Below are 25288 nucleotides of genomic sequence, written 5' to 3' on the forward strand. Positions count from 1 at the left end.
AGTCAATATGACCACTCACCCTTACGATGCACTCAAGTTAGACAATGGCGCGCAGCTTATTTTTACCCCGTGCCCTGGCACCAAAGGCAGTAGTATTGATGATTCGGTGGCAACACTTAAGCAAGCTGGCGCTGATGTGCTGTTAACCCTGATGTTTGACAAAGAAATGGCTGAAAACAATGCCAGCGATCTGGCCGCTGTTTGTTACGCCAACGAAATGAACTGGCTGCAACTACCTATAGCTGATGATGCCGCCCCTGGGAATGAGTTCGAAACCGCCTGGGAGCAACATAAAGATGCGATCGTGTCTGTGCTGAATAAGCAAGGGAGTGTTGCCGTGCATTGCAAAGGTGGCTCAGGGCGCACAGGCTTAGTTATTGGCATCATTTTACGGGCATTAGGCTTTCCAAGCGATGAGGTGATTAAGCAGGTTCAAGCACTGCGCCCCAAAGCGTTAAAACACCCAGTGCAATTAGCGTACTTTTTGAAGTACTAGTTGAAGTTTTAGCTGCAGAATTATCATAAAGCCATAGTCGTGCCGTTAGTGGATACTAACGGCATTTTTATTTTCAGCCCAAAACCACTTACTTCAGTAGGTGGTTATCATTCGATTCGGCTTTGCCTGTAAATTCTAGTGTTTTCCATATCTGGCAGCTTTGATTGTTTGCTCACGTCGCAATGACATCTAAAGCACGCAGCAAGCACTTCCATGTGTGCTCGACGAAAACATCCATGTTTTCAAAGGCTTTAGATGTCACTACAACTCTAGCTTATAGTTTCAATCGGTGAAGCTAGGCTCCCTTTTAGGGAGCTCACACAAAGCCACCTTCTTCAGAAGGTGGTAATTTACTGCGTTAAGCTGATTTTGATGAGCGCTTTTTACAGGTGTTTTTGCTCTAGAGGTATTCACTGGACGCAAATATTAAATATCGATAAATATATTTTATTAATAAGATAGATTTATTTGGTTATTTTTATTGTTTGAGGCTTGTGTACTAGGACCTATTGATCTTTGCTGATTAGAATTTGTTCGAATTAAAAGCACTTTAATCAAGACGCGAGCTATGCAGTTTAGTCGACTAAACAAATGGCTCGCAACGCAGAGTAAAGTGCTTTTAAACGAACCTTTCAGGCAGCGCTTGTTGTCATTTCTACTGCGTTAACGACTTATCATGTGGAACAACCACACATCAAAGTCGTTGGCTTGTATAAATTTCCAACAAGCTGCTGCAAAAATAATCTTGAAAGATCAATAGGTCCTAACCTCGAACATAAGGGAACAAGGTTAATGCATCTTGAACTAGTTGAGTTTTGTGGCTCTTCGCTAGATAAATCGCATAGATATCACGTTTAAATTCTGGTGCACCGTCGACTATGTGTAGCTTGCCTTTTCTCAAGTGCTCAAAGCACATTTGCTTGGGCAGATAAGCACAGCCGGAGGCTTCTAGGATAAAGTTCAACGCGATTCGAGGTTGACTCATATTGTGGCTAATAATGTTTACGTCACTATAGTTTCGCATGATCTGGCTGTTCACCGCTTCCCCATAGTCAACCATAATCATATTTTCTAGCTCATTTGTAGTGATGTCTTTCTCTGTCGAGACTAGCTGCAGCGGTACACTAGCTACTTTTTCGCTGACAATATCTTCCATGAATGGCGGTTCGAATAAGAAGGCGATATCGATAAGTCGACTGATGATTTGCTTTCTAAGCTCTAGTGGCGAGTAGGTATGGGTGTGAAGATGTACATCGTCGAGATTACGATGAATTTTTTGCAGCCAATCTTGCAATACGATATCCCAAATAGACATCATGGAGCCGACAAATAGCTGCTGTGAGCTATCTTGAGTTACTCCTACGTCATGCTTTAGTTTCTGCCACATCATCACCATTTCATTAGCATGCTTCACCAGTCTGTGCCCTTCGGCAGTGAGCTTTAAACGTTTTTGGGTACGGTCAAATAGCAGTACACCCAGCTCTTCTTCAAGTTGTTTGATTCGGCTACTAATTGCGGCCTGAGTTAGGTAAAGGTTTTCCGCAGCCACTCTGACATGCAAGGTTTGGCTCACTTCTAAGAAGGTGGTCAGTAGCTCAATCTTCACGGGTTCAACCCTCTAGTTTGATAAAAAAAATCTATTATATAGTGCAGTTTATTTTGATTTCCTTTTCAAACTTATTCAACTAATTTTCTTCCCATCAAAACTGAGCATCACACGTCGGCATCAAGCATTGGCTTAAAAAATTGATGTGGCTGTACCAAAGGGGGGAAAGCAAATGAAAATCGCAATTTTATCTAGAAACGAAAACCTATATTCAACTCGTCGTTTAAAAGAAGCCTGCCTAGCGCGTGGCCATGAAGTTGATGTTATCGATACTTTGCATTGCTATATGGATATCACGAGCAGTCGTCCAGCGGTGCGTTATCACGGCGAAGAGCTGCCTCAGTACGATGCCATTATTCCACGTATTGGTGCCTCGGTTACCTTCTATGGCACAGCCGTCGCCAGACAGTTTGAAATGATGGGTACCTTTAACATTAATGAGTCGGTAGCCATTAGCCGCTCGCGCGATAAATTACGCTCACTGCAGCTATTGTCACGTAAAGGGATAGGGTTGCCACGCACAGGTTTCGCAAGCAGACCAGATAACATTAAAGACTTGATTAAAAATGTAGGCGGCGCACCGCTGGTAATTAAGCTACTAGAGGGCACTCAAGGCATTGGTGTGGTGCTGGCTGATACAGCCAAGGCAGCAGAAAGCATTATTGAAGCCTTTATGGGTGTAAGAGCCAATATTTTAGTGCAAGAGTACATCAAAGAAGCTGGAGGGGCAGATATTCGCTGCTTAGTGGTTGGCGGTCGAGTTGTCGCGGCAATGAAGCGTCAAGGTGCTGAAGGTGAGTTTAGATCTAACTTACATCGAGGTGGTAGCGCTGAAATCGTTAAGTTGACTAAAGAAGAGCGCGCAACGGCAATCAAGGCGGCAAAAGCGATGGGACTCAATTTTTGTGGCGTTGACTTACTGCGCTCTCACAATGGTCCTATGGTGATGGAAGTGAACTCTTCGCCAGGTCTTGAAGGTATTGAAACTGCTACTGGCTTAGATGTGGCGGGTAAGGTGATTGAGTTTTTGGAAAACAACGCCAAATTCAATGCCACCAAAACTAAAGGGCGAGGTTAGGTACGAGTTATGAAAAAAGTTATCGATAGCTTAATCATTGGCGAGCACACTATTTTACCTGGGCAGACTAAGAAAATTGATTTGCCAGTAGCTAAGCTATATACGGACGCTGACGTGCATTTGCCAATTTATATCATTCGCGGCAAAAAGCCGGGACCAACGATGTTTGTGAGTGCTGCGGTACATGGTGATGAGTTAAATGGCATCGAAATTATTCGCCGTTTAATTAACCTTAAGGGTTTTAAGATCTCGGCAGGCACTTTGATTGCCGTGCCTATGGTTAATGTTTACGGCGTGGTCAACCAAAGCCGCTATATGCCAGATAGACGAGATTTAAACCGCAGTTTTCCTGGCTCGGCAAAAGGCTCATTGGCTGCGCGAGTAGCGAATAAATTCCTTAAGGAAGTGGTGAGCCATTGCGACTATGGCATTGATTTGCATACTGGTGCAATTCATCGTTCTAACCTGCCGCAAATACGCGCCCATTTGCAGGATGAGCAAACCCTAGCGCTTGCCAAAGCCTTTGGCGTGCCAGTGATTTTGAACTCCGAGATTATTGATGGTTCATTGCGCGATGCTGCGGTAGAAAATGGCACCCGAGTGCTACTTTATGAGGCCGGTGAAGCGCTACGGTTTGACGAATACTCAATTCGCGCCGGGATTCAAGGAATTGTAAACGTGTTAAGGCACTTAAACATGATGCCTAAAGGGCGAGCGCGCAAAGGGGTCGTGAACCAGTTTGTTGCTAACAATAGCGGCTGGGTAAGAGCGAGTAGCAGCGGTATTGTTAGCCACCATTTTGAATTGGGCGACCAAGTGAAAAAAGGCGATGTACTTGCAGACATTGGCAGTCCTTATGGCGAGCGACTAGGGCAAGTGCTTGCTAACAAAAGCGGGGTCATTATCGGTAAGCAAAACATTCCGCTAGTGCAAGAGGGTGAGGCTATGTATCACATCGCTTATTTTAAAGAAGATGATGAACACATTGCCGAGCATATTGAGATCGCAGAAGAGTTAGTTAACAAGATTGATACTAACGAGGGCTTGTTATGAATGGCCGTATGATTATTGGACATATCGAAAATATCGAGTTGCCAGAGCTTGGGATTAAACAGTTAACGGTAAGGGTTGATACCGGCGCGCAAACGTCGTCGTTACATGTCGACAATATTCAGCGTACGCATATTGGGCACAAGCCTGCGGTGTCGTTTGATATTCATCCAGAAATCCACAACGTGGATAAAACTGTGCCCTGCACCGCCTTGTTGCATGATATTCGTAAAGTGAAGTCTTCGAACGGCTTATGTGAGCAGCGTTATGTCATCAAAACCCCAGCGGTGTTAGGGACACATAAATGGGATATTGAAATTACCCTGACAGATAGATCAGATATGACTTATCTGATGCTGCTAGGTAGACAGGCATTAGGTGAGCATTTTTATATGGATGCAGCAAACGCGTTTATTGCATCTCAGGTTTAAGTCTTGTGATGTTTGGAGGGAGTCATGTTAGAGCAAATTAAATACTGGTTGACTTACCCCTTGTTTACGTTCAATGAGCGAGTGATAAGGGTAATGGAGGTGCTAGCAGTACCATTGTGGCTACTGTTAAGTATATGGTTAGCCCACTATTTTATTTCAAAGTTAGGGGACAGATTACGTAGCAAAAACAAAGACCCTAATATTGTTCACTTGGTTCAGCGCCTGCTATACATTGTCGCGTTAGCTGTGATTTTTATCACTACGCTTTCCATGTTGAATGTCCCTATAACTGCGTTTGCTTTTTTATCTGGTGCAATCGCTATAGGCTTTGGTTTTGGTGCGCAAAATATCATTAACAACTTTATTAGTGGTTGGATATTAATGGGTGAAAAACCCATTCGAATTGGTGACTTTTTAGAAGTAGAGGGCGTTAAGGGAATAGTAGAAGAAATTAACACTCGCTCGACCCGTGTTCGCCGTGTTGATGGGGTGCACATGTTGATCCCAAATTCGAAGTTGCTTGAGAATACCGTTATCAATTGGACGCTTAGAGATAAGTTGATTAGAGGAACGGTTTCAGTAGGTGTAGCTTATGGCAGTGATTGCTCAAAGGTCAGAGATATTATCTTATCTGTCGCCAACGAACAGCCTGAAACGTTAGAAGACAGTGGTAAAGAGCCTCAAGTGTTCTTTCAAGACTTTGGCGACAATGCTTTAGTGTTCGAGGTGTATTTTTGGATAAACTCGCAGGTAGAAGGTGGGCTGCGCCGCGTGGCAAGCAATATCCGATTTGATCTAGATAAAGCATTTAATAATCAAGGCGTAACTGTTGCATTTCCACAACGTGATGTACATTTAGATGGCACCTTGAATATTATCAGTAAAGCTTAGGGTCTGTTGAAAAGGAGTTTATGCATGCATGATTTTATCGTTGAAGCTTGGCAAGTGGATGATGTTGAAAATCCTTTTGCACTGACTTCTAATCAACAGCTAGCCGACCGAGGTTATTGGTTGCACTGTAATCGAGGCTCACCCTTGTTTGAGCAATGGCTTACAGATGAAGGTGTTGACGAGTCAGTTAGGGCGTCTTTGCTTGCGAGTGACACGCGTCCGCGATTTCAGCAGATAGGTAAAAATAGCTTTTTCTTGAATTTACGCGGGGTCAATCTAAATAAAGGGAAAGAGCCTGACGACATGTTAACCGTCAGGTTACTTTATTCGCCGCAGCGGGTGATTACTTGTAGCCAGCAACGTTCTAGAGCGATTGAGTCGTTAGTTAACGCACTTAAGCGAGGAGAGGGGCCTCAGAGTATTGAGGGGCTAATTATTGAGTTGTTATCGCAACTAAATGACAAAATAGACTCCGTTATTGAACCGATAGAGGCCTTCATTGAGAGTCAAGACATAGATACTTTCTCGAAAGAGCAAGTATCAGAAATTAGTTTGCAACATCGAAAACTACTGCGACTAAACCGATTTTTGAAACCCCAAGGCTACGCTTTATCTGCATTAGCTAAGAATCAAATTATTACGTTTGAAGCGCATCAAGTGTCCTTAGCAACCCAATTAGATACTTTGCAGAGAATTGTCGATACCATCGATTTTTTCATTGCCCAAATTGAAGTAATCAATAACCGTATCGCTCACCTGAATAGTGAGGTGATGAATCGAAATACCTATTTGTTGTCTATTATTGCCGGTGTGTTTTTGCCGCTAGGTTTCTTGACTGGATTATTTGGTATCAATATTGGTGGTATGCCTGGCGTGGAAAACAGCAGTGCGTTCTATTGGTTTTGTGGTGCGTTAACGGGTATTGGTTTGTTTGAAGTCTACCTTTTTAGGCGGCTAAAGTTTTTGTAATGTGCTAGATAAAACAGCTCTTGCGTTAACTAATTTAAGCTTAGTCATACGAAATAGGCGTTTTTATCAGCTGCTTCTTATAGGTTTATCTTAATTGGTTGATAACTTCAGTGATTACGCTAACGATCTGTCTTTATTTCAATGTTTTTTATTAATAAAGGTGACGGAAGAGGTATTTTCATAGCAGGTGTATCTAGTATAAGTTAGCCTATAGATAGAGATAAAACACTGCTCTCAGAAGCTAGTTAGCGAGGTGTCATTGAAACAATTTTTTGAAGGCCCAGATCCCGCTCTACCAATTGAAATTAACCAAATCAGAATTTTGATTGTGGTTGGCATTATACTGATCGCGGGTTTTATGTCGGCGGATCTTCATGTGATCCCAGCCGCTATCCACGATAGCTATTTTTTCACCCGTGTTGGGGTGCAAATCCCGCTGTGTCTACTGTTTCTTGTTGCGAGCTTCCATTCCAGTTTTAAACGTTACTACTACCCGCTAGTCACTTTCATTATGGTGCTTATTGCATATACCAATATGTGGTTTGTTGACCTTGTGTGGCATAAGGAAAATATTTCATTTGCTTATGAGGGTACTGTTTTATATAGCTTTTTTGCTATGTTTATTTTGCGGCTCAGTTTTAAATATTCAGTCATTTACGCCGCACTGGTGAGTGGCGCTTTTGTATTTTTAGTTGGTCACAGCGAAGTTTATGGCGACCATGCTTTTCTCAATGTTGGCTTTGTACTGACGTCATTACTCGTGTGTTTAATTGGCGTATTGCAAATTGAGCAGGCGCAGAAAAAGTTAATTGCTGCTAATGAGCGCCTAACAGAGTTGAGTAAAATAGACCCGCTGACAGAGCTTTATAATCGCCGTACCTACAAAGCACTGTTCAACAGTTTATTGTCGCTACATAAACGTACTAACGGCAGCGTGTGTGTGTTCATTGTCGATCTTGACCACTTTAAACGCTACAACGATCATTATGGCCATCTTGCAGGTGATGCCATCATTCAGCAGCAGGCTAAATTTTTAAAGCAAATCTTTAAGCGTGATTCTGATGTCGTCGCACGTTATGGCGGTGAAGAGTTCATTATTGCCACTTTTGGTAATGATGAAGAATACTGCCGCGGACTTGCGCAGCGGATTATTGAATGTTGGCACCAGGACCCTTATCCTCACGTGCAAAGTCAATTTGGCCAGGTAACATGCTCTGTAGGCTGGTATTTAACTAATGCCAACAGCATAGATACTGAGAAAGACATTGTCTCCAAAGCCGATGATGCTATGTACCAGGCTAAGCGCTCAGGTCGAAATCAATTTATGCAGCACCATGAATAAGCGATATAATAGCGCCATCGTGTTATAAAAAGCCGTTGTTAATCTGGCTTGCAGAATCTTGATTGAGAGAACTGATGAATTTTGATGAAAATGTAATTGAAGACCTTGCTGAATTAGAGCGTTTTATCTTAATGATAGAAAGCGGCGTGCTGGGTTTAGAAGGTGTAGCGGGTATTGGCATGGCTACGAGCAATGCTGATGGACGTCATTTTGTTGCTGTGTTTGGTGATGGTCATAAGCTGCTATTAGGCCGTTGGGTTAGCGATGAAGTATTTGCTAATGGTAAAGACATGGTGCAAAACGGTATTAAAAAGCAGTAGCTTAGTATTTTTTATCCATACTAAGCGTGAATGAGCAGCCCAAGTGGCTGCTTTTTTGTGGCTGTTTATCGGCAGTTGAAGCCAGGGTGAGCGCATGAGTCATCTATTATTAGCCATACACTAAGGGTTAAAGAACTTTTATTGCGCAAGACGCCGTAAAATCATCCCTGATGGCTCCGCTTTAGCATCCTTGCTAAAGAGGCTTGCTTACTCAAAGCTCATTAATCCCGAAAAAATGCGCGACAATTGTTCATGATATTGCCCTGCAGGTGAAGCAATTTGAGACGATAAAATAGTATTAATGTGGTGTTTTTTGGCCATAATAAATGGATTTAATAGACCTTATGTTCGGTTGCTTGCATACGTATCATGCCCTCATTCGCTTAACGCGAGTTTGCATTAAGACTCAATTTGGGAGTTAGCAGCTGCAGCGTTAATCACCAACAGTTATCAGTCGCTTTCGTTATAGATAACACTTCAGCGGCATTGGATTGGAGTAATAAGTATGACGCACCCAATTATTCAAGATTTAAACTTCCGCTACACAGCTAAAAAGTATGATTCAAGCAAGCGCATTTCTGCTGAAGATATTACTGTGATTAAAGAAGCGATTCGTTTATCTGCTTCTTCTATTAACTCGCAGCCATGGAAGTTTATCGTACTTGAAAGTGATGAAGCTAAGCAGCGTTTTCATGACACGTTTGCCAATATGCATCAGTTTAATCAGCCGCATGCATTAGAGGCTTCACACATTGTATTGTTTGCTCACAACCCAAACTTTACCAAAGACGATTACCGTAAAGTGGTTGATGTTGAAGTGTCTTCAGGTCACCTACCAGCGGAAATGTACGACAACATGCTAAATGGTGCATTTGGCTTTGCAGAAATGGTAACTGATGAAAATGGTTACAATGGTCACTGGACCAAGGCGCAAACTTATATTGCGCTGGGCAACACCCTGCATACACTGGCACGTCTGAAAATTGATTCAACGCCGATGGAAGGAGTTGACCCTGAGCTGATTGGTGAAATCTTTAAAGAAGAGCTAGGTGATTATGTGTGTAATTTCGCGCTAGCCATGGGTTATCACCAAGATGGTGAAGACTATAACCACGGTTTGCCTAAGTCTCGTTTACCACAAGAAGCGGTTATCACGACACTATAATTTCTAGTTAATCGTAAGTCGTTATCGCTATTAGACGAATAACTCGTAGCCAGTCTTGATTAAATTGAGACTGGCTTTTTACGTACTGCGTGTTAACTGTTTCGTTGCGGCTAAGCTTCCCTATTGCTTTGCTGTTTGAAATGATAGCTGTCTTGATAGCTTACATGACTCGAGTCACAGAATTAATTCTGCCTAAATAATAGATTGATACACTTGCACTGTTTTATACGTATAGGTAACAGCTGTTTTTGATCCGCAGTGAGTTCTTATCAAATTGATGCCATTTGGAGTAAGTCGATGTCACACCCAATTATTGAAGATTTAAACTTTCGCTATACCGCAAAGAAGTACGATGCCAACAAACGTATTTCTGCAGAGGATGTTGCAGTGATTACCGAGACGCTGCGCTTATCGGCATCATCAATTAACTCGCAGCCGTGGAAGTTCATCGTGCTTGAGTCTGAAGCTGCTAAGCAGCGTTTCCATGATACTTTTGCCAATATGCATCAGTTCAATCAGCCTCACGCGACTGAAGCTTCCCATATAGTCTTGTTTGCCCATAATCCTAATTACACCAAAGATGATTACCGCAAGGTGATAGATGAAGAGCTAAAATTAGGGCGTTTAAACCAAGACTCGTACCAAGCAAGGCTTGATGGTGCATTTGGTTTTGTTGAAATGGTCACTGATGACAGCGGCTACAATGGTCAGTGGACCAAAGCACAAACCTACATTGCCCTTGGCACTACCTTACACACACTGGCGCGTTTAAAAATTGATTCGACACCGATGGAAGGTGTTGATCCTGAGTTAATCGGTGAAGAGTTCAAAGATGAGCTTGGTGGCTATGTGTGTAATTTTGCCCTTGCAATGGGATACCATCTAGAGGGCGAAGACTATAACCAGGGCTTGCCTAAGTCACGATTGCCAATCGATGAAGTCATTGTCACTTTATAATTTTGGCTGCTTGTCATTAGTAAAAAGCGGTAAAATCACTTTGAAAACCAGCGTTATTACGCTGGTTTTTTGTTTTTAAGTATTCGCTTTAACCTGTTTGCCTCAAACCAAACGCCTTGGTAACGTGTTAGCTATTAGTCATTAATGCTTGGAAGCGCAGACGATTGAATAACAAGTTTACCAATGGCAAACCTGGGGGTGATAACGAGTCCTTAGGTCATATCACGTTGGCTCAATACGTCAAAAAGCGCAATGGCGTTGCGCTTGGCGCTAAAGGCTCATTGTCCAACATGCTGCGCAATGCGTTAGGGGCAATATCATTTCATCACTTTTGGCTGTATTGGAATCCAATTTGGGGTTACTACCTGGGTCGTTATGTGATGCAGCCTGCTAGTAAGCTCATGCCCCAAGGTTTGGCGACGGTTACCACCTTTGTTGTTAGTGGGTTATTGCATGATGTGGCTATTTCTCTCATAAAGATGCAGCTGGTTTTGGTGCTAACCCCCTGGTTTGGTGTGATGGGCGTTGTGGCTTATATCAGCAAGCATTATAAATTCAGCCTTGCTCATTGGCCCTGGATTGTCCGCGCTGTGGTCAATGTATCCATTATTGTTGCTTGCTATCTAGTTGCTCGGCAGGGGGCTGTGTTAATTAGCTAACTGAGTGCATAAAAGGAATTAAAGTATTTGCCTAGATTAGAATCACTTAAGACTAACGGCTCGTTATTAATCACTTGCCTGTTACTGACAGCATGTCTTCTAGTAACAGCCTGCAGCGGCCCGCCAACCAAATCATTTGTATATACTCAGGTGCAGGGGGCTTATGCGAGCGGCTGCATGAATGAGTATCAAGGTATTGCTGATGCGAGCCGCTGCGATGAGTATCAACTTGGGCCGTTAGTAGTTGAAATGATGCCAAGAGGCAGTAAAAAGTATCATAGTGACCCTGAGCTGCCGCCTTACAAAATTCCAGCTCTGGTATGTACCATCGAGCGCGGGCAACACTATGACTTCAAAAAGCACTTTAAAGTTGAAAGCATTAAAGTAACCACTAATTCAGGTAAACAATTTTCTAGTTTAAATTGGGGTTTTATTAGTTATAACCAAGATTGTAAATACATAGCCTTTACCCCAAGACTTGCCATTAGTGTCGAGCAAGATCCTGAATTTACCGTTGAGCTGACAATGAGCATCGATGCGCCAGTAACCGCGCGCAAAACCATGCATTACCGTTTCGTCGGTCAGTCGCAATGGCATATTCCTTTTATTGGGCCATAGCGGTAAGTCAGCTGGTTTTAATCCAATTGCTTGGACACATTCTTAGCTGCTTGTGCCACTAATCCTCTAAACCACTTATGGCTTGGGTCATTGGTTCGTGACGAGTGCCAATATGTACACACGTCAATTAAATCCTCCATAAAGGGGGCTTTTAGGGTTTTTAAGTTGTATATATCCATATACTTGTTGACGAGCTTTTGTGGCAATAAGGACAGATAGTCGCTGCGCTCAACAATGGGCAAAATTTCCATAATACTGCTTGCCTGCCAGGCGGTTTTTCGTTGTTTAAACAGCGCTTCGTTAGTAAAACCCTGACCAATCAAGTAATTGGCATGACGGTCACTATCTTGTCCAAGTATTCCTAGAGTGACGTGCTTTTCCGTTAAAAACTGCTGCTCGTTAATGGTTGACTCAAGCCTAGGGTGGTCGGTTCGGCAAATAATATTGAGTTGGTCACACATGATGACCTGGCTGCGTAAAGGCCCGCGATAATCAGAGCCTGCGCTAATAAGTAAGTCATATTGCTGTGAGCGTAACATGTCAGTTTGGTCAATGTGCTTAAGCGGCTCGATACGCACGCTTGCCTGAGGCGCTTGCTGCGACATCAGCATTGCCAGCTCAGGTAGAATGTTAAACCCAAACACACTAAGCGATGACACCACAAACTCTTTATCACATTCAGCAGGATCAAACTTTTGATATTCAGGTAGGGTATAGATGATGTTCTCTACTGCGTTTGCTAAAGCAGGGTAAATGTCGTGGGCAAACTGAGTTGGCTCGACACCATGGCTTGCACGAATAAATAAAGTGTCTTTAAACACGTCCCTTAGACGAGTCACACCTTGGCTCACTGCCGACTGGCTAATGCCAAGTTGCTTGGCCGCTTTAGAGTAATTTTTGGTCTGCATGATTGCCACAAAAGTGGGAATGAGACTATAGTCTGAATGCTTCATCACTTATACACCTGCAATAAATCCCTACTGATATAAGTATAGTTATATCACATATCAGCTAAATACTGTGCGAAATAGCTAATATAAGCATCAGTTAAGATACCTTTCTGCAAGCATTCACCAAGAAATGTCACGTTAGTAAGTTTTCTAACATCCTTTAGGCAATTAGCCGCAGGGATGTCGTTAATTCATCTCTCATTGCTTTGCAGCGATAGCTGCAACTAATGATTAACTTTAAGGAATGACTATGGGCATGATCCGCCAGTTCTTTCGAGTTATTGTCACCATCATTGTGGTGCTAGCTAAGTTTTCTGCATTCATGGCTGTAATGCTGCTTGGTGCATACTTGCTGGCGCCTTTGGGCACAATTAACTCGAAAGACATTGATTTAACTCAGTTCACCAATGTCCCCAATAACGCCATGATGATGTTTTTCAACAGTGAATACTTCAGTGGCTATTTATTCGCGGTCACCATCGCTTTAGTGATATTTGCCTTGTATTTGCTATGGCAATTACATGAGGTTGCGGTGCATAAGGCCGAGAAGAAAAACAGCATGCATGTGCAGTTGGTGTTTGCATTGTCACTATGTGGTTTGTTCTTACATAAAGCCTGGTGGGTGATGGCTATCATCATCGCATTTGCTAACTGGCAGCAAATTGGTCAATCAATTAGCCGTATTATTCGCAATGGTTTACGCACTGAGGAAGAAGATAGTAAAAGTGGCGATAAAAGTGAATCAAACAAGTCCGCTGAGTATACTCAAGCTCAGGCAAGTGATCAGGTCGTCAGTGCAGCTAATTCGGTAAGCGAGCATTCAGCTTTTAGAGCTCAGCAACAAGTAAGTTTTAAGGTGTCTGGCACTGCCCAGGTGCAAGGCCGTAAGGAGGTGACGTCATGAAAGAAGTAATGATCCCTTATATCTTAATCATGTGGATTTTAGTGTCGACAGGTGCAATTAAATGGACACTAAAAAACGCCTTTTGGATTGTCTCTGGTGGCGCATTTATTCTGGCTGTATTAGCGATTATGTCGCGCTTATGGGCACCGGTTGATCTTACGTATTCATCAACAGTTAAAGCGCCTCATGCCGTGTTATCGCCATTAATTGGCGAGCAGATTGATAAGGTTCATGTGACCCATAACCAGCATGTTAAAGAGGGTGAGGTTATATACACCTTGGTTGATACCAGCTCTAAAGCCGAGCTCGAGAAAATCAACGCTGCGATAGTGCAGCAGCAAGAATCGATTGCGCAGATGAAGCGCGACATCGAGCGTGCTGAAGTATCTCCTGAGATTTTTAACGAGCGTGATGTTGAGAATTATCGCTCGCAACTCAAGATTGCGAAATCAACCCTTGAGTCGTTAGAAGCGGATTATGACAGAGTCGAGTTTGAACAAGAGCGTAAAACCGTACGAGCGCCATTTGATGGTCAAATTGCCGTGGTTAACGTGGCGAGTGGTAGCCGCATGGGTAACATGCACATCTTTGACACTGGGCGTAAGTTTGTAGAGATGCGTATTCCGGACCAAACCTATCGCTATGTTGAGCCAGGGCAATTTGCTGAGTTTTATGTCGATGCTTACCCAGGTGAAGTGTTCCGCGCACGTGTGCATAGCTTTACCTCAGGTACAGGTGAGGCGTCAGTATCACCGTTCCAAGGGCCGCAAAGCGTACGTCAACACGTTGGTGCCAACACCAGTGCTCACGGACGCACAGTGATTTTGGAAATCTTTGAGCCAGAGGGTAAAAGCATCCCGATTGGTGCGACGGGTTCAGCCTGGATTGCTGCGAAAAAACCGCACCCTTTCTTTGGGTTTATCGACGTGATTGGTGGTGCAACAGTAAGGCTACACTCTTACAAGTCTTACTTTAACGCTATGTAACTTGTCATTCGCCGGGCTGGTGGGTTAGCCCGGCAAAATCAACCGAATCTTTGACTTGCTTATGCACTTATTCGGTCCGGTGTTAACGGACTGAGGGGGATTTTATTGTGCAATGGCAGGTCGCAAATAAAGCAGGGTAATTCAATGTTCAATGAAAAACGAAAGCCAGCCTCATGGCTGAATATTCATAATCGCTATCGCAGTTCTCACCTGAAAGTAGGTTTACTGGCGTTAGCTGTTACTTCTGTGACAGCGCCTTATGCCCATAGTGGCGCATATATGTTCAATGAGCTGGGGATGATGAATATCAGCACGGCTGGTGCTGGTGCCCAGGCGATAGCTGAAGGCGCAGAAACCGCCTTTGCTAACCCGGCGGCAATGGCTGAGTTTGATAGCGCAGCCATCGCTTTTAACTTGCAAGGCATGGTTTCGAGTATTGAATATACCGATACTGGCTCAACGGGCATTTTTGCCAATGGTGAGCAGCAAACCCAAGCTGGTACCGCCATGCCGGTGGCATCTGGCTATTATGTGCAACCATTATCAGGCAACTGGCATTTTGGTTTAGCTTTGGCGTCAGCGGGTGGCTCTGTGATTGATTACGGCAATGACTTTTCAGGCGCTGTGTTATTGCAAGATGCGCAGTTAACCACAGTGCAGTTAACCCCAAGCCTTGCCTATTCGGTCAATGAGCAACTGTCATTCGGTGTGGGTTTAGTGACCGAATTTGGTTTATTGGAGCAAAACTTTGCCGGCAATGATGAGGCTTTGTTGCCAGCAGTTAAAGCAACGGGCGATAGTTTGGGCTTTGGCTATAACATTAGTGGCTTCTATAAGTACAACGACAAACACCAGTATGGATTTATCTATCGCTCGCAAATAGATCATCAAATGGAAGGGGACTTATCTGCCACTGAATTAGCCACAAACTCACGCATTGATATCGTGATGCCAGCGAGTTTACTTGTGAGCGGCGTTCACAAAGTGTCGTCGAAAACGAGTTTAATGTGGAGCGCTGGTTGGACTGAGTTTAGTCAAATCGAAGCAACGCCTATTGTGCTTAATAACATCAGCCTAGGGATAGACCGTCAGTGGCAAGATACCTACTCTGCAAGTATTGGCGTGCATTATCAGTTAACTGATGATTGGCGTTTAGAGTCTGGTGTTTATTATGAAACCTCACCACAAGATGACCCACAGCTGCAGTTCCCTGATGTACCAACCGGGGAAATTTGGAAGCTAGGGCTAGGGGCTACTTACGACATAAGTGAGCAATGGCGCATGCAGATGTACTACGAGTACTTTAATGCTGGTACCCCGAGTATTGACTACACGTTAGCGCAAGATACAGCTTTAGAAAGCACCTTGAAAGGTGACTATGATGCAGATTTACACTTTTTTGGCGTGCTGTTTAATTATCAGTTTTAGTTTGCTGTGAGCTTATTTCTTTAGCAAACACAGCCGCTGCAGTAATGAGTGCGCTGCAGCGGCTCTTTTCTTTCTGCGTCTAGTGCTAGTCAATCTTATAGCCAACGCCGTAGATTGAATGGATCAGTTCATCACTGGCGATATATGGCGCAAGCTTTTTACGTATATTTTTAATATGGCTGTCGATGGTTCGGTCACTCACTATACGTTCGTCTTTATAGCTAGCTTGCATGAGTTGTTCTCGCGAATATACGCGTCCTGGTTTTGCAACCAAAGTATGCAGCATCCTAAATTCCACCGGTGTCAGCTCCACTTCATTGGCATTGACCACACACTTAAAGCTTTCCTGGGTCAACTCGATACCTCGGTACTCAATACTCTTGTCAGACTGTGTTAGCTGCTCACGGCCTTTGGTACGGCGTAAGATGGCTTTAACTCGGGCGACGACTTCTTTAGGCAGAAATGGCTTGCACACATAGTCATCGGCGCCGGAGTCTAAACCGATCAGGCGGTCAATTTCATCGACTCTTGCTGTCAGCATCAAGATGGGTACATCAGAGAATGCCCGTACTTGCTTGCAGATACTAATGCCATCTTTTCCCGGCAACATCAGGTCTAAAATCACCATGTCTGGTTCCATTTGCTTGATTGTTTCAACCGCGTGAGTTCCCTCATGAATCGCCTCGGCATCAAAGCCATCAAGAGTAAGGTAGTCAACTAAAAGCTGGGCGATTTTTTGCTCATCTTCAATTACCAAAACTTTGCTATCTTGCATGTACAAATCAATCCTTGTTTGGTTAAGCGTTGATGCTGATTAAACTGCTAAATCTGTGAGTGTCTAAACCTATAAATGTGCCTTGATTAAAGTAGCGGTAGTTTTATCATCACGCAGATCCCGCCTAGCTCTGATGGATTAATGCTAATGCTACCTTGATGCGCCAACACAATATTGCGGCAAATGGCTAAACCAAGTCCTGCGCCGCCTTGGCGGCGATTACGAGACATCTCATTGCGATATAATGGCTCAAGTAGCTTGTTGCACTCTTTAACATCGACGCCAGGCGAGCTATCTTCGATAAAAATGGTCAGCTCATGGTCGACATTGACAGAAATCGCGATTTCACCGGGTGCATCGGTATAAGCCAGTGCATTGTTCAATAGGTTGCCAAATAGCTGCTGCAATCTAGCGCTGTCGCCTGACACCATCACCACTTCTGGTAGATTAGCCGATATGACCAAACCATGTTGTTTCGCTTTGTTGCTGACCTTCTCGATGCAGTAATCAAGGTCATCAATAATGTTGATATTGTTGAAGTTGTAGCGCAGTCCACCAACATCTGAAAGCGACAGTTGATATAAGTCCTCAATCAGGTTTTGTAGCCGTTCAACTTCTTGTCCTAGAGAGTCAACTTGCTGCATATCAAGTGGTCTCACACCATCTTTTATCGCGCTAATCTCACCACTAAGTACCGTGATTGGCGTTCTCAATTCGTGGGAAATATCAGCAATCCAGCGCTGGCGGGCGCTCTGATTTTGCTGCAATTGCATGGCAAGACGGTCAAGGTCGTTCATTAACAAGCCCAGTTCATCGCGTCTGTTTTCATTGAGCTGAGTTTGATAGTCACCATTAGACATAGTGGAAATGCGCTGCAACATACGCTTAATTGGCGCAAGGAAAATCCGCGTTAGCAATAACGACACGGCAAGGGCAAGCAAAAGTGCGATGGCTGCAATAATGCCACTGGTTATCCATTGCTGCTTAGAAAAGGCGGTTTCTTCTGGTGAGTCAAAACGCCTTTTTGAAGCAGTGACCAGGGTGCCTACCACTTGGTCATCAACCAGAATATTGATGCGAACCCACTGTTCATTATCGACTCTAGGTAGTTTGCCTGCGACAAACTTCTGTTCACGGTTAAGCAGTGCGGTTGGCGGCACGCGTTGATCGTCAATAAACTGAGGTTGTCCTTGGCGATTGCTTTCAGCATCGAGTGGTGGTTTAGGTTTGTGAGGAGGTCTAGGTTTGGGTTTTGCACCAGCGCGTGGCGGACGAGGCGGTTTCCCTTTGGCGCCAGGGCGTCTATTAAGTTGGATTTCACCATCATCGTTAATGACTTGTCCTAGCAGTGAATAGGGATGTAACTGCAAAAAATGGTGCAGCTTGGCGCGCTCAATACTGCTCCAATCGTTACCGTCGTATAGCTTACTTAGGTTAGTTGCTAGCAGCTCTAGACGCTGACGCTCAAGATTGTTGGTATATTCTAAAAAGCCGCGCTCGAAACTCCAGCGAGCCAATGACAGGGTTGCAAGGAGCACAACAAGCGTTAAGCCTAAAAAGGCTAAAATGAGTTTTTTAGACAGATTCACGTCATTGGCTCCATGGGCTTAGTGCTTGACTAAGCTTGCGTATCAATTAAGCCGTTTTCTGGCGCGGCATCAGCAAGAATTTGCTTGATATTCGCCAAAGTTGAGGCCTTGTCTTCATCAGACTGGTTATCGCTATAATACTCATTAATAAGACTATTTAAACTTTCTAACATCTCATCTGTGATATTCATTTCGCTCATGCCACTATCTTTAGGTGGCGGCGGAGGTGGTGTTACTCCAGCAAGATCGCCAATGGCTTTGGCATCAAACCCATATTCTTCCATTGTCGTTGCCAATGCCTTTGATGGGTTAATCCCTGCCTCTTTAAAGGTCTCTGTGATGGCGAGGGCATCATCTTGGCTTAGATTGTCAGCATCGTACTCACTTAGCGTTGCCTCAATGAGAGACTTTTGATCTTCGCTGAGGCTAGCCGTTTGCATGGTTGGCATTGCATAGTTATTACTGGGGAAGTTGACATTCATTGCAGGCTCCTTATTCGCGTAGTGTCAGTGGGGCTATGTTATAAGCTTGAGGGCAAAGCTTGAGAAAGCAGACCAAGATTAGCAGGCAAATGTGGAGTAAATGTGCAGAGAGTGTGTTGAAACTGCAAAGATTATTGCCGTGACAATGAATGTTTGACTGATGTTTGACTAAGGTCTAATCAGAGATTGATCGCATTTTTGATCAAATTTTTATATTTTTATAGACGCACAGTCTAAAATCATTCGAGTTAAGGGGAATGCAGGTTATGTTGAGGTTTAATGATGGCGAAAGTTGATGAACAAGCACAATCTGCAGGGCAATCTAGTTTGGTTAACGATCTGAGCAATAACACTCAGAGCAAGCCTAAGCCACGCAGGGGCAGACCACCAAAGGTTAACCGTGAGCTTGAGGATACCAAGGCTGAATTGATCCGCAGCGGCCTTGCTCAGCTTACCGAAAAGGGCTTCGCACAGTCTGGGATTGACCCGATTTTAAAGCAAGTCGGTGTGCCAAAAGGCTCGTTCTATTACTACTTTGCTAGTAAAGAAGCGTTTGGTCAGGCTGTGCTAGATAGTTATGCCAGTTACTTCGCTTACAAGCTAGATAAGCACTTGCTTGATGATACAAATCCGCCGTTAATGAGAATTTCTCTTTTTGTACACAGTGCGATTGACGGCATGGCAAGGTTTGATTTTAAACGAGGTTGTTTAGTTGGCAACCTAGGGCAAGAGGTCGATCAATTGCCTGAGAGTTTTCGCCCCAAACTTATTGCGATTTTTGAGAGTTGGCAGCAACGCCTGCAAGCTTGTCTTGAACTGGCTAAGCAGCAAGGTGAGATTGCGCCAGCAACCAATTGTAAGCTTTACGCTGAACACTTTTGGGTGGGTTGGGAAGGTGCAGTAAGCCGCGCAAGACTTGTACAACGTGCGCAACCTCTGCGGCATTATCTGGATTGTTTTTTAGCGGGGTTACCTCGCTAAATTTTTTACTATTTTATAGACGCTCAGTCTAAATTGTGTGACTTGAACTCGGGATAAGGGCTCAGGTTATTTAACACCGAGGAGAAGATATGTTTAATGGGCTACTAATTGAAAAAGATGATCAGGGCTATCGCGCTTCATTGCAGCAGCTAGACAAGGCACAGCTACCTGAAGGTGATGTGACGGTTAAAGTGCAATACAGCAGTATTAACTATAAAGATGGCCTGGCGATTACTGGCAAAAGCCCTGTGGTGCGTCAGTTTCCTATGGTACCTGGTATCGACTTTGTTGGTGTTGTTGAGCATAGCGAGTCTGACAAGTGGCAGGTTGGTGACAAGGTATTGCTAAATGGCTTTGGTGTCGGTGAAACCCATTGGGGCGGGCTGGCACAATACGCCAAAGTGAAAAGTGATTGGTTAATTGCACTGCCTGAGTCGATGGATGGTTTCAGTGCAATGGCAGTGGGCACTGCCGGTTACACAGCTATGTTATGTGTGATGGCGTTAGAGAGTAACGGCGTAACCCCAGCAAAAGGGCCTATTCTGGTCACAGGTGCGAATGGCGGTGTTGGCAGCTTTGCCATTGCAATGCTAGCAAAACTCGGTTTTGACGTAGTGGCATCAACCGGACGTGTTGACCAAGCTGCATACCTAAGTGAGCTAGGTGCAAGCGAAGTGATTGACCGCAATACATTGTCAGAGCCAGGTCGACCGCTTGCTAAAGAGCGCTGGGCTGGCGTAGTCGACAGTGTTGGTAGCCATACGCTTGCTAATGCCTGCGCGTCGACACAATACGGCGGAACAGTAGCTGCTTGTGGTTTGGCGCAGGGGTTTGATTTACCAGCGACTGTGATGCCTTTTATTTTGCGCGGTGTGAATCTTGCCGGTGTTGACAGTGTGATGCGCCCAATTGCAGATCGTGAAATTGCCTGGAATCGTATTGCTGACTTAATCGATGCAGAGCTAATCAGCAAAATCGCCACTGAGATCAGCTTAGATAAGGTGATTGAAACTGCAGATGCTTTACTCTCGGGGACAGTACAAGGCCGAGTGGTGGTTAAACTAGATTAGTCACTTTTTTTGCAAAGCGTCAGTATCAAGCTGGCGCTTTTTTCTGCTCGTTTTATTCTCAATCCCGCCAACCTATTGGCTTTATATATAGAACCTAATTAAATCAATTCGATTTTAAGTCTTACCATGAGTATCAATCCAATGAATTAACAGGTAAGAGAGGGTGCTATGTTAAGTCAAAGAAATCGTTTTAAAGTGGCGGCTCTTGTGGCGTTATTAGCGGGGACTTTTGCTTTTGAAGTATTCGCTGATGATGTGCAAGTTGATACCTTGAGCATAGGTAGTTCGATGGTGACTAGTGCTGCAATTGGCGCAAGCGTTGACGGTGATTCTTGCGTGACAATTTCGCAAGCGCAATTGATGGATGCGATGCAGCAGTTTGACAGTCGCGAGCATTTTAATGCAGATGTCGCACTTGCTGAGCAATCAAATACAACTGCGGTTGACTCAGCGTATATTAGCGGTGGCAGCGCGGGTATGAGCTTTACTCAAGTTATGCAGCCACCAATTGCATACTAATGTACTAACTTGTTGGCTAGAACTGATTTGAAAATGCCAGTCGAGGTTGACCCTGTTACAGGGGCGTCTTGGCTGGCATTTTTTGTTTTGCTAGCTATCAGCTAATTGCCTACTTACTGCTAATAGCTTGTTTACAAAGCGCGTCAAGCTTTTCTGCTGCCGCTTCAAAGCTCTTTGCCTTAAAGGTTAATGGGATTTTTGCACCATCGCTTTTAGCAATTGCCAGTTCGCCAGTGTTTGCTATCAATTGTTTTGTGAGCTCAGCTGTTAGTTTGATCCTTGGGCTCGCTTTAACTTTCACGCCTTGCTCGCCAATGAATAATTTGTAGTTACCCGCAACGGCTTTGTGCTTGTGATAGCCATCGTAAGGCCAATTAGCACTTCCTGATTTCATCGCCAGACTAAACTGCGCTTGGTAGTTTTGGCATTGACCTATGATGTCGACATAGGTGTGATCGCTATAACCATCTTCTGACAATAGCATCGACATGCGAGCGCTTTTTACGCCACTACGCTCGCCATATTCCAGTAAATAGTCAGTATAAATTGTGGCATTGTTAACCCCTTGGCCAAAGGTTGCGTGACGTGAATTTGGCGAGTCATAGTTAATGACTTCTGTAGTTGGGTTTTCCATGTAGGCACGAATGTTCTTGTCTGAAGTAATGAAGTACAGTTTGCCATCAAGTTTCCAGCAGTTTTTACGTGCGCCTTTGTAGCCATCAGCTTTACATTGAATGGTGTTTTTGTAATCAAAAGTAAGGTTTAACTCACCGCGAGTATAGATTGCTTTGAAAGCGTCAAAATAGCTTCTAAAGCTGTTACCTTCCTGATTGTATTCAAGGTATTCGTCCCATGCTTGCTCTTTTGCTGTGCGGCCATTTGCGGCGCTAAAGCCAGTGCGCACTTTGTCTGCCGAGTTATCCGGTGTTGTGGCGAATGAGCCTGGGGAGTACAGGCATAGCGAAGCTGTAGCAAGGACGAAGGCAAGATTTACGCGTGTGAGCATGGTGACCTCATGAAATGATTTATGCGGTGATCGACTCCATGATCGCTTTGTTAGCTAAGCAATAAATTAGAAGCTGATTATACAGCTGTGCAATCTAGTGTCAATTTGAGCGTTTAGCTTGTTTACGCGGGGTTATCACTAAGATATAAGGCTGTGAAACCAATTGGTATTAAACCATGATGGAGCCAATAAAAAAATCCACCTTGTTCAAGGTGGATTTTTTGTTGTTTTACTTGCAATTAACCTACTGGTTAGTCAGTTAAGCGATTAAGGCTAACTACCAGATGCGTACGCGCTGATCTTCAGGAAGATATAGCTTATCGCCTGGTTTTACGTCAAACGCCTTGTACCATGCATCGTGGTTACGTGGCGCGAGTGCGCGGTAACGACCAGGTGCGTGAGTACCAGCTCGTAGCTGACTTAGCATGCTTTGCTCGGTGCGCTTTTCTTTCCAAACCTGAGCCCAGGCCAGGAAGAAGCGTTGGTCGCCCGTTAACCCGTCGATGATAGGTGCTTCTTTACCGTTTAGGCTTAACTTGTATGCATGGTAAGCCATTGCTAGACCACCAACGTCACCGATGTTTTCGCCTAAGCTGTTGCGACCATTTACAAAGTTATCTGGAATTGGCTCATATTGGCTGTACTGAGCAGCAAGCATATCAGCTTTAGCTTCAAATGCTGCCCGGTCAGCGTCTGTCCACCAGTTGCGCTGAATACCGTTGGCATCAGACTTAGAGCCTTGATCGTCGAAACCATGGCCCATTTCGTGACCAATTACCGCACCAATGCCGCCGTAGTTAACAGCAGGGTCAGCATTTGGGTCGAAAAACGGAGGTTGTAAAATCGCCGCTGGGAACACAATTTCGTTAAATGAGCTATTGTAGTAAGCGTTGACGCGCTGTGGCGTCATGCCCCAACGGTTACGGTCAGTCTTTTGCAATTCACGCTCGACACTTTGGTCGTGGAAGTATTTACGTAGGTTTTGAATATTACCTACTAAATCATCATTTGAAAGCTCAAGGCCATCAAACTCTTGCCATACATCTGGGTAGCCAATTTTTGGGGTAAACGCTGCCAGTTTAGCGCGGGCGTTTACCTTAGTTTCATCACTCATCCAGTCAAGGCCATCGATACGTTGACCTAGTGCAGTACGTAGGTTTTCAACTAATTCTGCCATCTGCTGTTTAGACGACTCAGGGAAGTAACGCGCAACGTACACTTTACCAATGGCGAATCCAAGAGATTGAGTACCAGACATTTCTGTCACGGCGCGCTTCCAACGTGGGCGAGGCTGTTCTTGACCACTCAGAGTTTTACCAAAGAAGGCAAAGCTTTCGTTATATACATCTTCAGATAATAAGCCCGCGTTGTTGCTTAAGGTATGGAAAGTGAGGTAATCCTGCCAAACGTTTAGCGGCTCGTTATTGATTAAGCTGATCATCGCCTTAATCGGTTCAGGTTGAGCAACATTGACTTGCGGTACTTTATACCCGGTTTGCTCAAAGAACAGATCCCAGTTAAAGCCAGCGTATTGTGTATTAAGTTGCTCGCGCTTGATTTGATTCAAGGTGAGGTCGCGGTTACGGCGTTTTTCACGTGGCCAGTGGCCTTCAGCGATTTTGATTTCAAGATCAAGGATGGCTTGAGCGCGCTCTTTACCATCTTTAATACCTGCAAAAGCAAGCATAGCGGCAATGTGGTCGACATAGGCTTTGCGGATGTCAACGAAGCGCTCACTGTCATCTAGATAGTACGAGCGGTCTGGCATACCAAGGCCGCCAGCGCCAAGTGACAATTCATATTTGTTCGGGTCTAAACGGTTGAACCACATGCACCACCGATAGGTGATTCTGCATTGGTTAACCATGATTGACCGAATATGCGGGTTAGATCGTCAATTGACTTAATGTTATTGATGTCACTTAGAATTGGCTTAACTGGGGTAATACCTAGCTTATTGATGGTGTCTGTGTCCATGTAAGCGTGGTAAAAGTCAGCAATTAATTGTTCTTCGGCGTTTAAATCTTTGCGATTGGTGATGTCGTTGATAATCTCTTTAACACGCTCTTCGCTGCGCTCAGCCAGGGCGTTAAATGCACCGTAGCGAGTCTTATCCGCTGGCATTTCGAAATTGTCGTACCATGTACCACTGGCATACATAAAGAAGTCATCACCAGGTTTGACTGATTCGTTGCGCGCGCTTAAATCCACACCAAAGCTACCGAGTTCGGCTTTACCTTTTACTTGTTGTGTTGTGGTATCTGCGGCTGGTTGAGTGCTAACATCTGAGCTACCGCATGCGCTTAAAAAGCTAGTAGCTAAAGCAATGGCAATTAACGATTTTTTCATTGTTGCTTCCTTGATTTCCCTTCCATTTGAGTCAGGTTTTTATTGTCTGAATCTACCAAGTGTTGCCTAGCTTCAACGGTGTTGGTGTATCGTTTGAGCGCGAGAGGTAGATGTCATTTATGCAATTAAACTCTGACATATTGTGGATATGAGCAAAAATGTCAACGAACAAATTGTTAACGCAAGTTGCGGCTAGCTGAGAACGCTATTTTTATTTTTAATTTTCACACACTTGGGTTGGGGTGTTGGTGGAGTGTCTGTTGCGAAATTGTACAGTTCGCTGCTTCGTTAACTGAGGTTTATCAAGGTATTTTTAATATAAGGCACGCTTAACGCTGAGTAAGAAGCCAATGGATAGAAAGAAGAGAGCGTTTTGGTGTTCACGTATGGAGTGAGGAAACGGTAATTGAACACCAAAACGGGAGTCGGTTATTGGTTGCTTTAAATTGGCAAAGCGTTAGGCCCAGAATTCGTCGGTAGCCTGTTTAAGTTGTTGTCGCTCGAGATAATCATCAAGGCGTCGTTTAACATTTTTGCGTCTAGCAAGCTCTTCAGCTGCTTGTTGATTTTTAGGTTGGGCGATTGCGTTAATTTCAGCATCGTTTGGAATGACGTTAATTACTTGTGCCATATAAATACCCTCAAACTTTTGTCAGCTGCTATCAAT

At 44.2% G+C, this 25288-nt stretch carries 25 protein-coding genes and 1 pseudogene; 18 read left to right on the forward strand and 8 right to left on the reverse strand.

From position 1 onward, the window contains the following. The first annotated feature begins 7 nt into the window (after window positions 1–7). Complete coding sequence (locus G3R49_RS09750; RefSeq protein WP_167869531.1) at window positions 8–496, forward strand: tyrosine-protein phosphatase; 489 nt, start codon at window positions 8–10, stop codon at window positions 494–496. Between the two features lie 763 nt (window positions 497–1259). Here G3R49_RS09750 and G3R49_RS09755 read toward each other — a convergent pair. Next, window positions 1260–2102 carry a LysR family transcriptional regulator gene (locus tag G3R49_RS09755; protein ID WP_167869532.1) on the reverse strand — a complete coding sequence of 281 codons (843 nt, stop codon included), beginning with the start codon at window positions 2100–2102 and terminating at the stop codon, window positions 1260–1262. Window positions 2103–2274: 172 nt separating this feature from the next. Between G3R49_RS09755 and rimK the strand changes: the two genes are divergently transcribed. The 11 genes from rimK (at window position 2275) to G3R49_RS09810 (ending at window position 11582) form a co-directional block, all read left to right on the forward strand. Beyond that, window positions 2275–3180 (forward strand): 30S ribosomal protein S6--L-glutamate ligase, encoded by a 906-nt coding sequence (gene rimK / locus G3R49_RS09760; RefSeq protein WP_167869533.1) that lies wholly within the window; start codon window positions 2275–2277, stop codon window positions 3178–3180. Between the two features lie 9 nt (window positions 3181–3189). Beyond that, the gene (locus G3R49_RS09765; RefSeq protein ID WP_210147179.1) at window positions 3190–4233 is read left to right on the forward strand and encodes a succinylglutamate desuccinylase/aspartoacylase family protein; all 1044 of its coding nucleotides are present in this window, start codon (window positions 3190–3192) and stop codon (window positions 4231–4233) included. Further along, the gene (locus G3R49_RS09770) at window positions 4230–4661 is read left to right on the forward strand and encodes a RimK/LysX family protein (RefSeq protein WP_167869534.1); all 432 of its coding nucleotides are present in this window, start codon (window positions 4230–4232) and stop codon (window positions 4659–4661) included. The genes G3R49_RS09765 and G3R49_RS09770 overlap by 4 nt, the downstream gene beginning before the upstream one ends. A gap of 24 nt (window positions 4662–4685) precedes the next feature. Next, window positions 4686–5552, forward strand: a complete 867-nt coding sequence (locus G3R49_RS09775; protein ID WP_130601319.1) for a mechanosensitive ion channel family protein — start codon at window positions 4686–4688, stop codon at window positions 5550–5552. A gap of 24 nt (window positions 5553–5576) precedes the next feature. After that, a complete protein-coding gene (locus G3R49_RS09780) occupies window positions 5577–6521 on the forward strand; it encodes a zinc transporter ZntB (RefSeq protein ID WP_167869535.1) in 945 nt (314 codons plus the stop codon). Window positions 6522–6780: 259 nt separating this feature from the next. Beyond that, entirely contained in the window at window positions 6781–7863 is a 1083-nt protein-coding gene (locus tag G3R49_RS09785) for a GGDEF domain-containing protein (RefSeq protein ID WP_167869536.1), read from the forward strand. 74 nt (window positions 7864–7937) lie between these two features. Next, window positions 7938–8183, forward strand: a complete 246-nt coding sequence (locus G3R49_RS09790) for a hypothetical protein (RefSeq protein ID WP_130601325.1) — start codon at window positions 7938–7940, stop codon at window positions 8181–8183. A gap of 505 nt (window positions 8184–8688) precedes the next feature. Next, window positions 8689–9348 carry a nitroreductase family protein gene (locus tag G3R49_RS09795; protein WP_130601327.1) on the forward strand — a complete coding sequence of 220 codons (660 nt, stop codon included), beginning with the start codon at window positions 8689–8691 and terminating at the stop codon, window positions 9346–9348. A 297-nt stretch (window positions 9349–9645) separates the two neighbouring features. Then, window positions 9646–10305, forward strand: coding sequence for a nitroreductase family protein (locus G3R49_RS09800; RefSeq protein WP_167869537.1), 660 nt, complete (start codon window positions 9646–9648; stop codon window positions 10303–10305). Window positions 10306–10469: 164 nt separating this feature from the next. Further along, window positions 10470–10964 carry an acyltransferase gene (locus G3R49_RS09805; protein ID WP_210147180.1) on the forward strand — a complete coding sequence of 165 codons (495 nt, stop codon included), beginning with the start codon at window positions 10470–10472 and terminating at the stop codon, window positions 10962–10964. Between the two features lie 27 nt (window positions 10965–10991). Then, the gene (locus G3R49_RS09810; RefSeq protein WP_167869538.1) at window positions 10992–11582 is read left to right on the forward strand and encodes a hypothetical protein; all 591 of its coding nucleotides are present in this window, start codon (window positions 10992–10994) and stop codon (window positions 11580–11582) included. Window positions 11583–11599: 17 nt separating this feature from the next. Here the strand turns inward: G3R49_RS09810 and G3R49_RS09815 are convergent, their stop codons facing one another. Beyond that, window positions 11600–12535 (reverse strand): LysR family transcriptional regulator, encoded by a 936-nt coding sequence (locus G3R49_RS09815; protein WP_167869735.1) that lies wholly within the window; start codon window positions 12533–12535, stop codon window positions 11600–11602. 247 nt (window positions 12536–12782) lie between these two features. Between G3R49_RS09815 and G3R49_RS09820 the strand changes: the two genes are divergently transcribed. From G3R49_RS09820 to G3R49_RS09830, 3 genes are all read left to right on the forward strand, one after another. Beyond that, the gene (locus G3R49_RS09820) at window positions 12783–13436 is read left to right on the forward strand and encodes a magnesium transporter (protein WP_245335325.1); all 654 of its coding nucleotides are present in this window, start codon (window positions 12783–12785) and stop codon (window positions 13434–13436) included. Further along, complete coding sequence (locus G3R49_RS09825) at window positions 13433–14422, forward strand: efflux RND transporter periplasmic adaptor subunit (RefSeq protein WP_167869539.1); 990 nt, start codon at window positions 13433–13435, stop codon at window positions 14420–14422. Before G3R49_RS09820 ends, G3R49_RS09825 begins: the two co-directional genes overlap by 4 nt. A 144-nt stretch (window positions 14423–14566) precedes the next feature. After that, window positions 14567–15850: an OmpP1/FadL family transporter gene (locus G3R49_RS09830; RefSeq protein WP_167869540.1), complete on the forward strand. Its 1284-nt coding sequence runs from the start codon at window positions 14567–14569 to the stop codon at window positions 15848–15850. A gap of 85 nt (window positions 15851–15935) precedes the next feature. Here the strand turns inward: G3R49_RS09830 and G3R49_RS09835 are convergent, their stop codons facing one another. From G3R49_RS09835 to G3R49_RS09845, 3 genes are all read right to left on the reverse strand, one after another. Then, complete coding sequence (locus tag G3R49_RS09835; RefSeq protein ID WP_130601335.1) at window positions 15936–16625, reverse strand: response regulator; 690 nt, start codon at window positions 16623–16625, stop codon at window positions 15936–15938. 86 nt (window positions 16626–16711) lie between these two features. Next, on the reverse strand, window positions 16712–18214 hold the full coding sequence (locus tag G3R49_RS09840; protein WP_130601337.1) for an ATP-binding protein: 1503 nt from the start codon (window positions 18212–18214) through the stop codon (window positions 16712–16714). A gap of 29 nt (window positions 18215–18243) precedes the next feature. Continuing rightward, complete coding sequence (locus tag G3R49_RS09845) at window positions 18244–18696, reverse strand: hypothetical protein (RefSeq protein ID WP_130601339.1); 453 nt, start codon at window positions 18694–18696, stop codon at window positions 18244–18246. A gap of 279 nt (window positions 18697–18975) precedes the next feature. On the opposite strand from G3R49_RS09845, the gene G3R49_RS09850 reads away from it, so the two are divergent. The 3 genes from G3R49_RS09850 to G3R49_RS09860 all read left to right on the forward strand — a co-directional run bounded on the left by G3R49_RS09850 (window position 18976) and on the right by G3R49_RS09860 (window position 21266). Beyond that, window positions 18976–19677 carry a TetR/AcrR family transcriptional regulator gene (locus G3R49_RS09850; RefSeq protein ID WP_245335326.1) on the forward strand — a complete coding sequence of 234 codons (702 nt, stop codon included), beginning with the start codon at window positions 18976–18978 and terminating at the stop codon, window positions 19675–19677. Between the two features lie 89 nt (window positions 19678–19766). After that, window positions 19767–20747: an MDR family oxidoreductase gene (locus G3R49_RS09855; protein WP_167869541.1), complete on the forward strand. Its 981-nt coding sequence runs from the start codon at window positions 19767–19769 to the stop codon at window positions 20745–20747. Between the two features lie 168 nt (window positions 20748–20915). Then, entirely contained in the window at window positions 20916–21266 is a 351-nt protein-coding gene (locus G3R49_RS09860) for a hypothetical protein (RefSeq protein WP_167869542.1), read from the forward strand. A gap of 109 nt (window positions 21267–21375) precedes the next feature. Here the strand turns inward: G3R49_RS09860 and G3R49_RS09865 are convergent, their stop codons facing one another. The 3 genes and pseudogenes from G3R49_RS09865 to G3R49_RS09875 all read right to left on the reverse strand — a co-directional run bounded on the left by G3R49_RS09865 (window position 21376) and on the right by G3R49_RS09875 (window position 25252). Then, entirely contained in the window at window positions 21376–22272 is an 897-nt protein-coding gene (locus G3R49_RS09865; RefSeq protein WP_167869543.1) for a hypothetical protein, read from the reverse strand. Window positions 22273–22549: 277 nt separating this feature from the next. Further along, window positions 22550–24621 (reverse strand): annotated as a pseudogene (locus G3R49_RS09870) (M13 family metallopeptidase). Between the two features lie 457 nt (window positions 24622–25078). Beyond that, window positions 25079–25252, reverse strand: a complete 174-nt coding sequence (locus tag G3R49_RS09875; protein WP_165399028.1) for a hypothetical protein — start codon at window positions 25250–25252, stop codon at window positions 25079–25081. Window positions 25253–25288 lie beyond the last annotated feature (36 nt).

It is taken from the genome of Shewanella sp. WXL01 (genome assembly GCF_012263345.1).
In the GTDB taxonomy this organism is placed as follows: Bacteria; Pseudomonadota; Gammaproteobacteria; order Enterobacterales; family Shewanellaceae; genus Shewanella; species Shewanella maritima.

What these genes read in the sequence shown, in the direction of transcription:
- G3R49_RS09855 (WP_167869541.1), top strand. Translation starts at nt 19,767, where the DNA reads ATGTTTAATGGGCTACTAATTGAAAAAGATGATCAGGGCTATCGCGCT.
- G3R49_RS09790 (WP_130601325.1), top strand. Translation starts at nt 7,938, where the DNA reads ATGAATTTTGATGAAAATGTAATTGAAGACCTTGCTGAATTAGAGCGT.
- G3R49_RS09765 (WP_210147179.1), top strand. Translation starts at nt 3,190, where the DNA reads ATGAAAAAAGTTATCGATAGCTTAATCATTGGCGAGCACACTATTTTA.
- G3R49_RS09750 (WP_167869531.1), top strand. Translation starts at nt 8, where the DNA reads ATGACCACTCACCCTTACGATGCACTCAAGTTAGACAATGGCGCGCAG.
- G3R49_RS09800 (WP_167869537.1), top strand. Translation starts at nt 9,646, where the DNA reads ATGTCACACCCAATTATTGAAGATTTAAACTTTCGCTATACCGCAAAG.
- G3R49_RS09865 (WP_167869543.1), bottom strand. Translation starts at nt 22,272, where the DNA reads ATGCTCACACGCGTAAATCTTGCCTTCGTCCTTGCTACAGCTTCGCTA.
- G3R49_RS09770 (WP_167869534.1), top strand. Translation starts at nt 4,230, where the DNA reads ATGAATGGCCGTATGATTATTGGACATATCGAAAATATCGAGTTGCCA.
- G3R49_RS09775 (WP_130601319.1), top strand. Translation starts at nt 4,686, where the DNA reads ATGTTAGAGCAAATTAAATACTGGTTGACTTACCCCTTGTTTACGTTC.
- G3R49_RS09820 (WP_245335325.1), top strand. Translation starts at nt 12,783, where the DNA reads ATGGGCATGATCCGCCAGTTCTTTCGAGTTATTGTCACCATCATTGTG.
- G3R49_RS09845 (WP_130601339.1), bottom strand. Translation starts at nt 18,696, where the DNA reads ATGAATGTCAACTTCCCCAGTAATAACTATGCAATGCCAACCATGCAA.
- G3R49_RS09780 (WP_167869535.1), top strand. Translation starts at nt 5,577, where the DNA reads ATGCATGATTTTATCGTTGAAGCTTGGCAAGTGGATGATGTTGAAAAT.
- G3R49_RS09795 (WP_130601327.1), top strand. Translation starts at nt 8,689, where the DNA reads ATGACGCACCCAATTATTCAAGATTTAAACTTCCGCTACACAGCTAAA.
- G3R49_RS09875 (WP_165399028.1), bottom strand. Translation starts at nt 25,252, where the DNA reads ATGGCACAAGTAATTAACGTCATTCCAAACGATGCTGAAATTAACGCA.
- rimK (WP_167869533.1), top strand. Translation starts at nt 2,275, where the DNA reads ATGAAAATCGCAATTTTATCTAGAAACGAAAACCTATATTCAACTCGT.
- G3R49_RS09835 (WP_130601335.1), bottom strand. Translation starts at nt 16,625, where the DNA reads ATGCAAGATAGCAAAGTTTTGGTAATTGAAGATGAGCAAAAAATCGCC.
- G3R49_RS09860 (WP_167869542.1), top strand. Translation starts at nt 20,916, where the DNA reads ATGTTAAGTCAAAGAAATCGTTTTAAAGTGGCGGCTCTTGTGGCGTTA.
- G3R49_RS09830 (WP_167869540.1), top strand. Translation starts at nt 14,567, where the DNA reads ATGTTCAATGAAAAACGAAAGCCAGCCTCATGGCTGAATATTCATAAT.
- G3R49_RS09825 (WP_167869539.1), top strand. Translation starts at nt 13,433, where the DNA reads ATGAAAGAAGTAATGATCCCTTATATCTTAATCATGTGGATTTTAGTG.
- G3R49_RS09850 (WP_245335326.1), top strand. Translation starts at nt 18,976, where the DNA reads ATGATGGCGAAAGTTGATGAACAAGCACAATCTGCAGGGCAATCTAGT.
- G3R49_RS09815 (WP_167869735.1), bottom strand. Translation starts at nt 12,535, where the DNA reads ATGAAGCATTCAGACTATAGTCTCATTCCCACTTTTGTGGCAATCATG.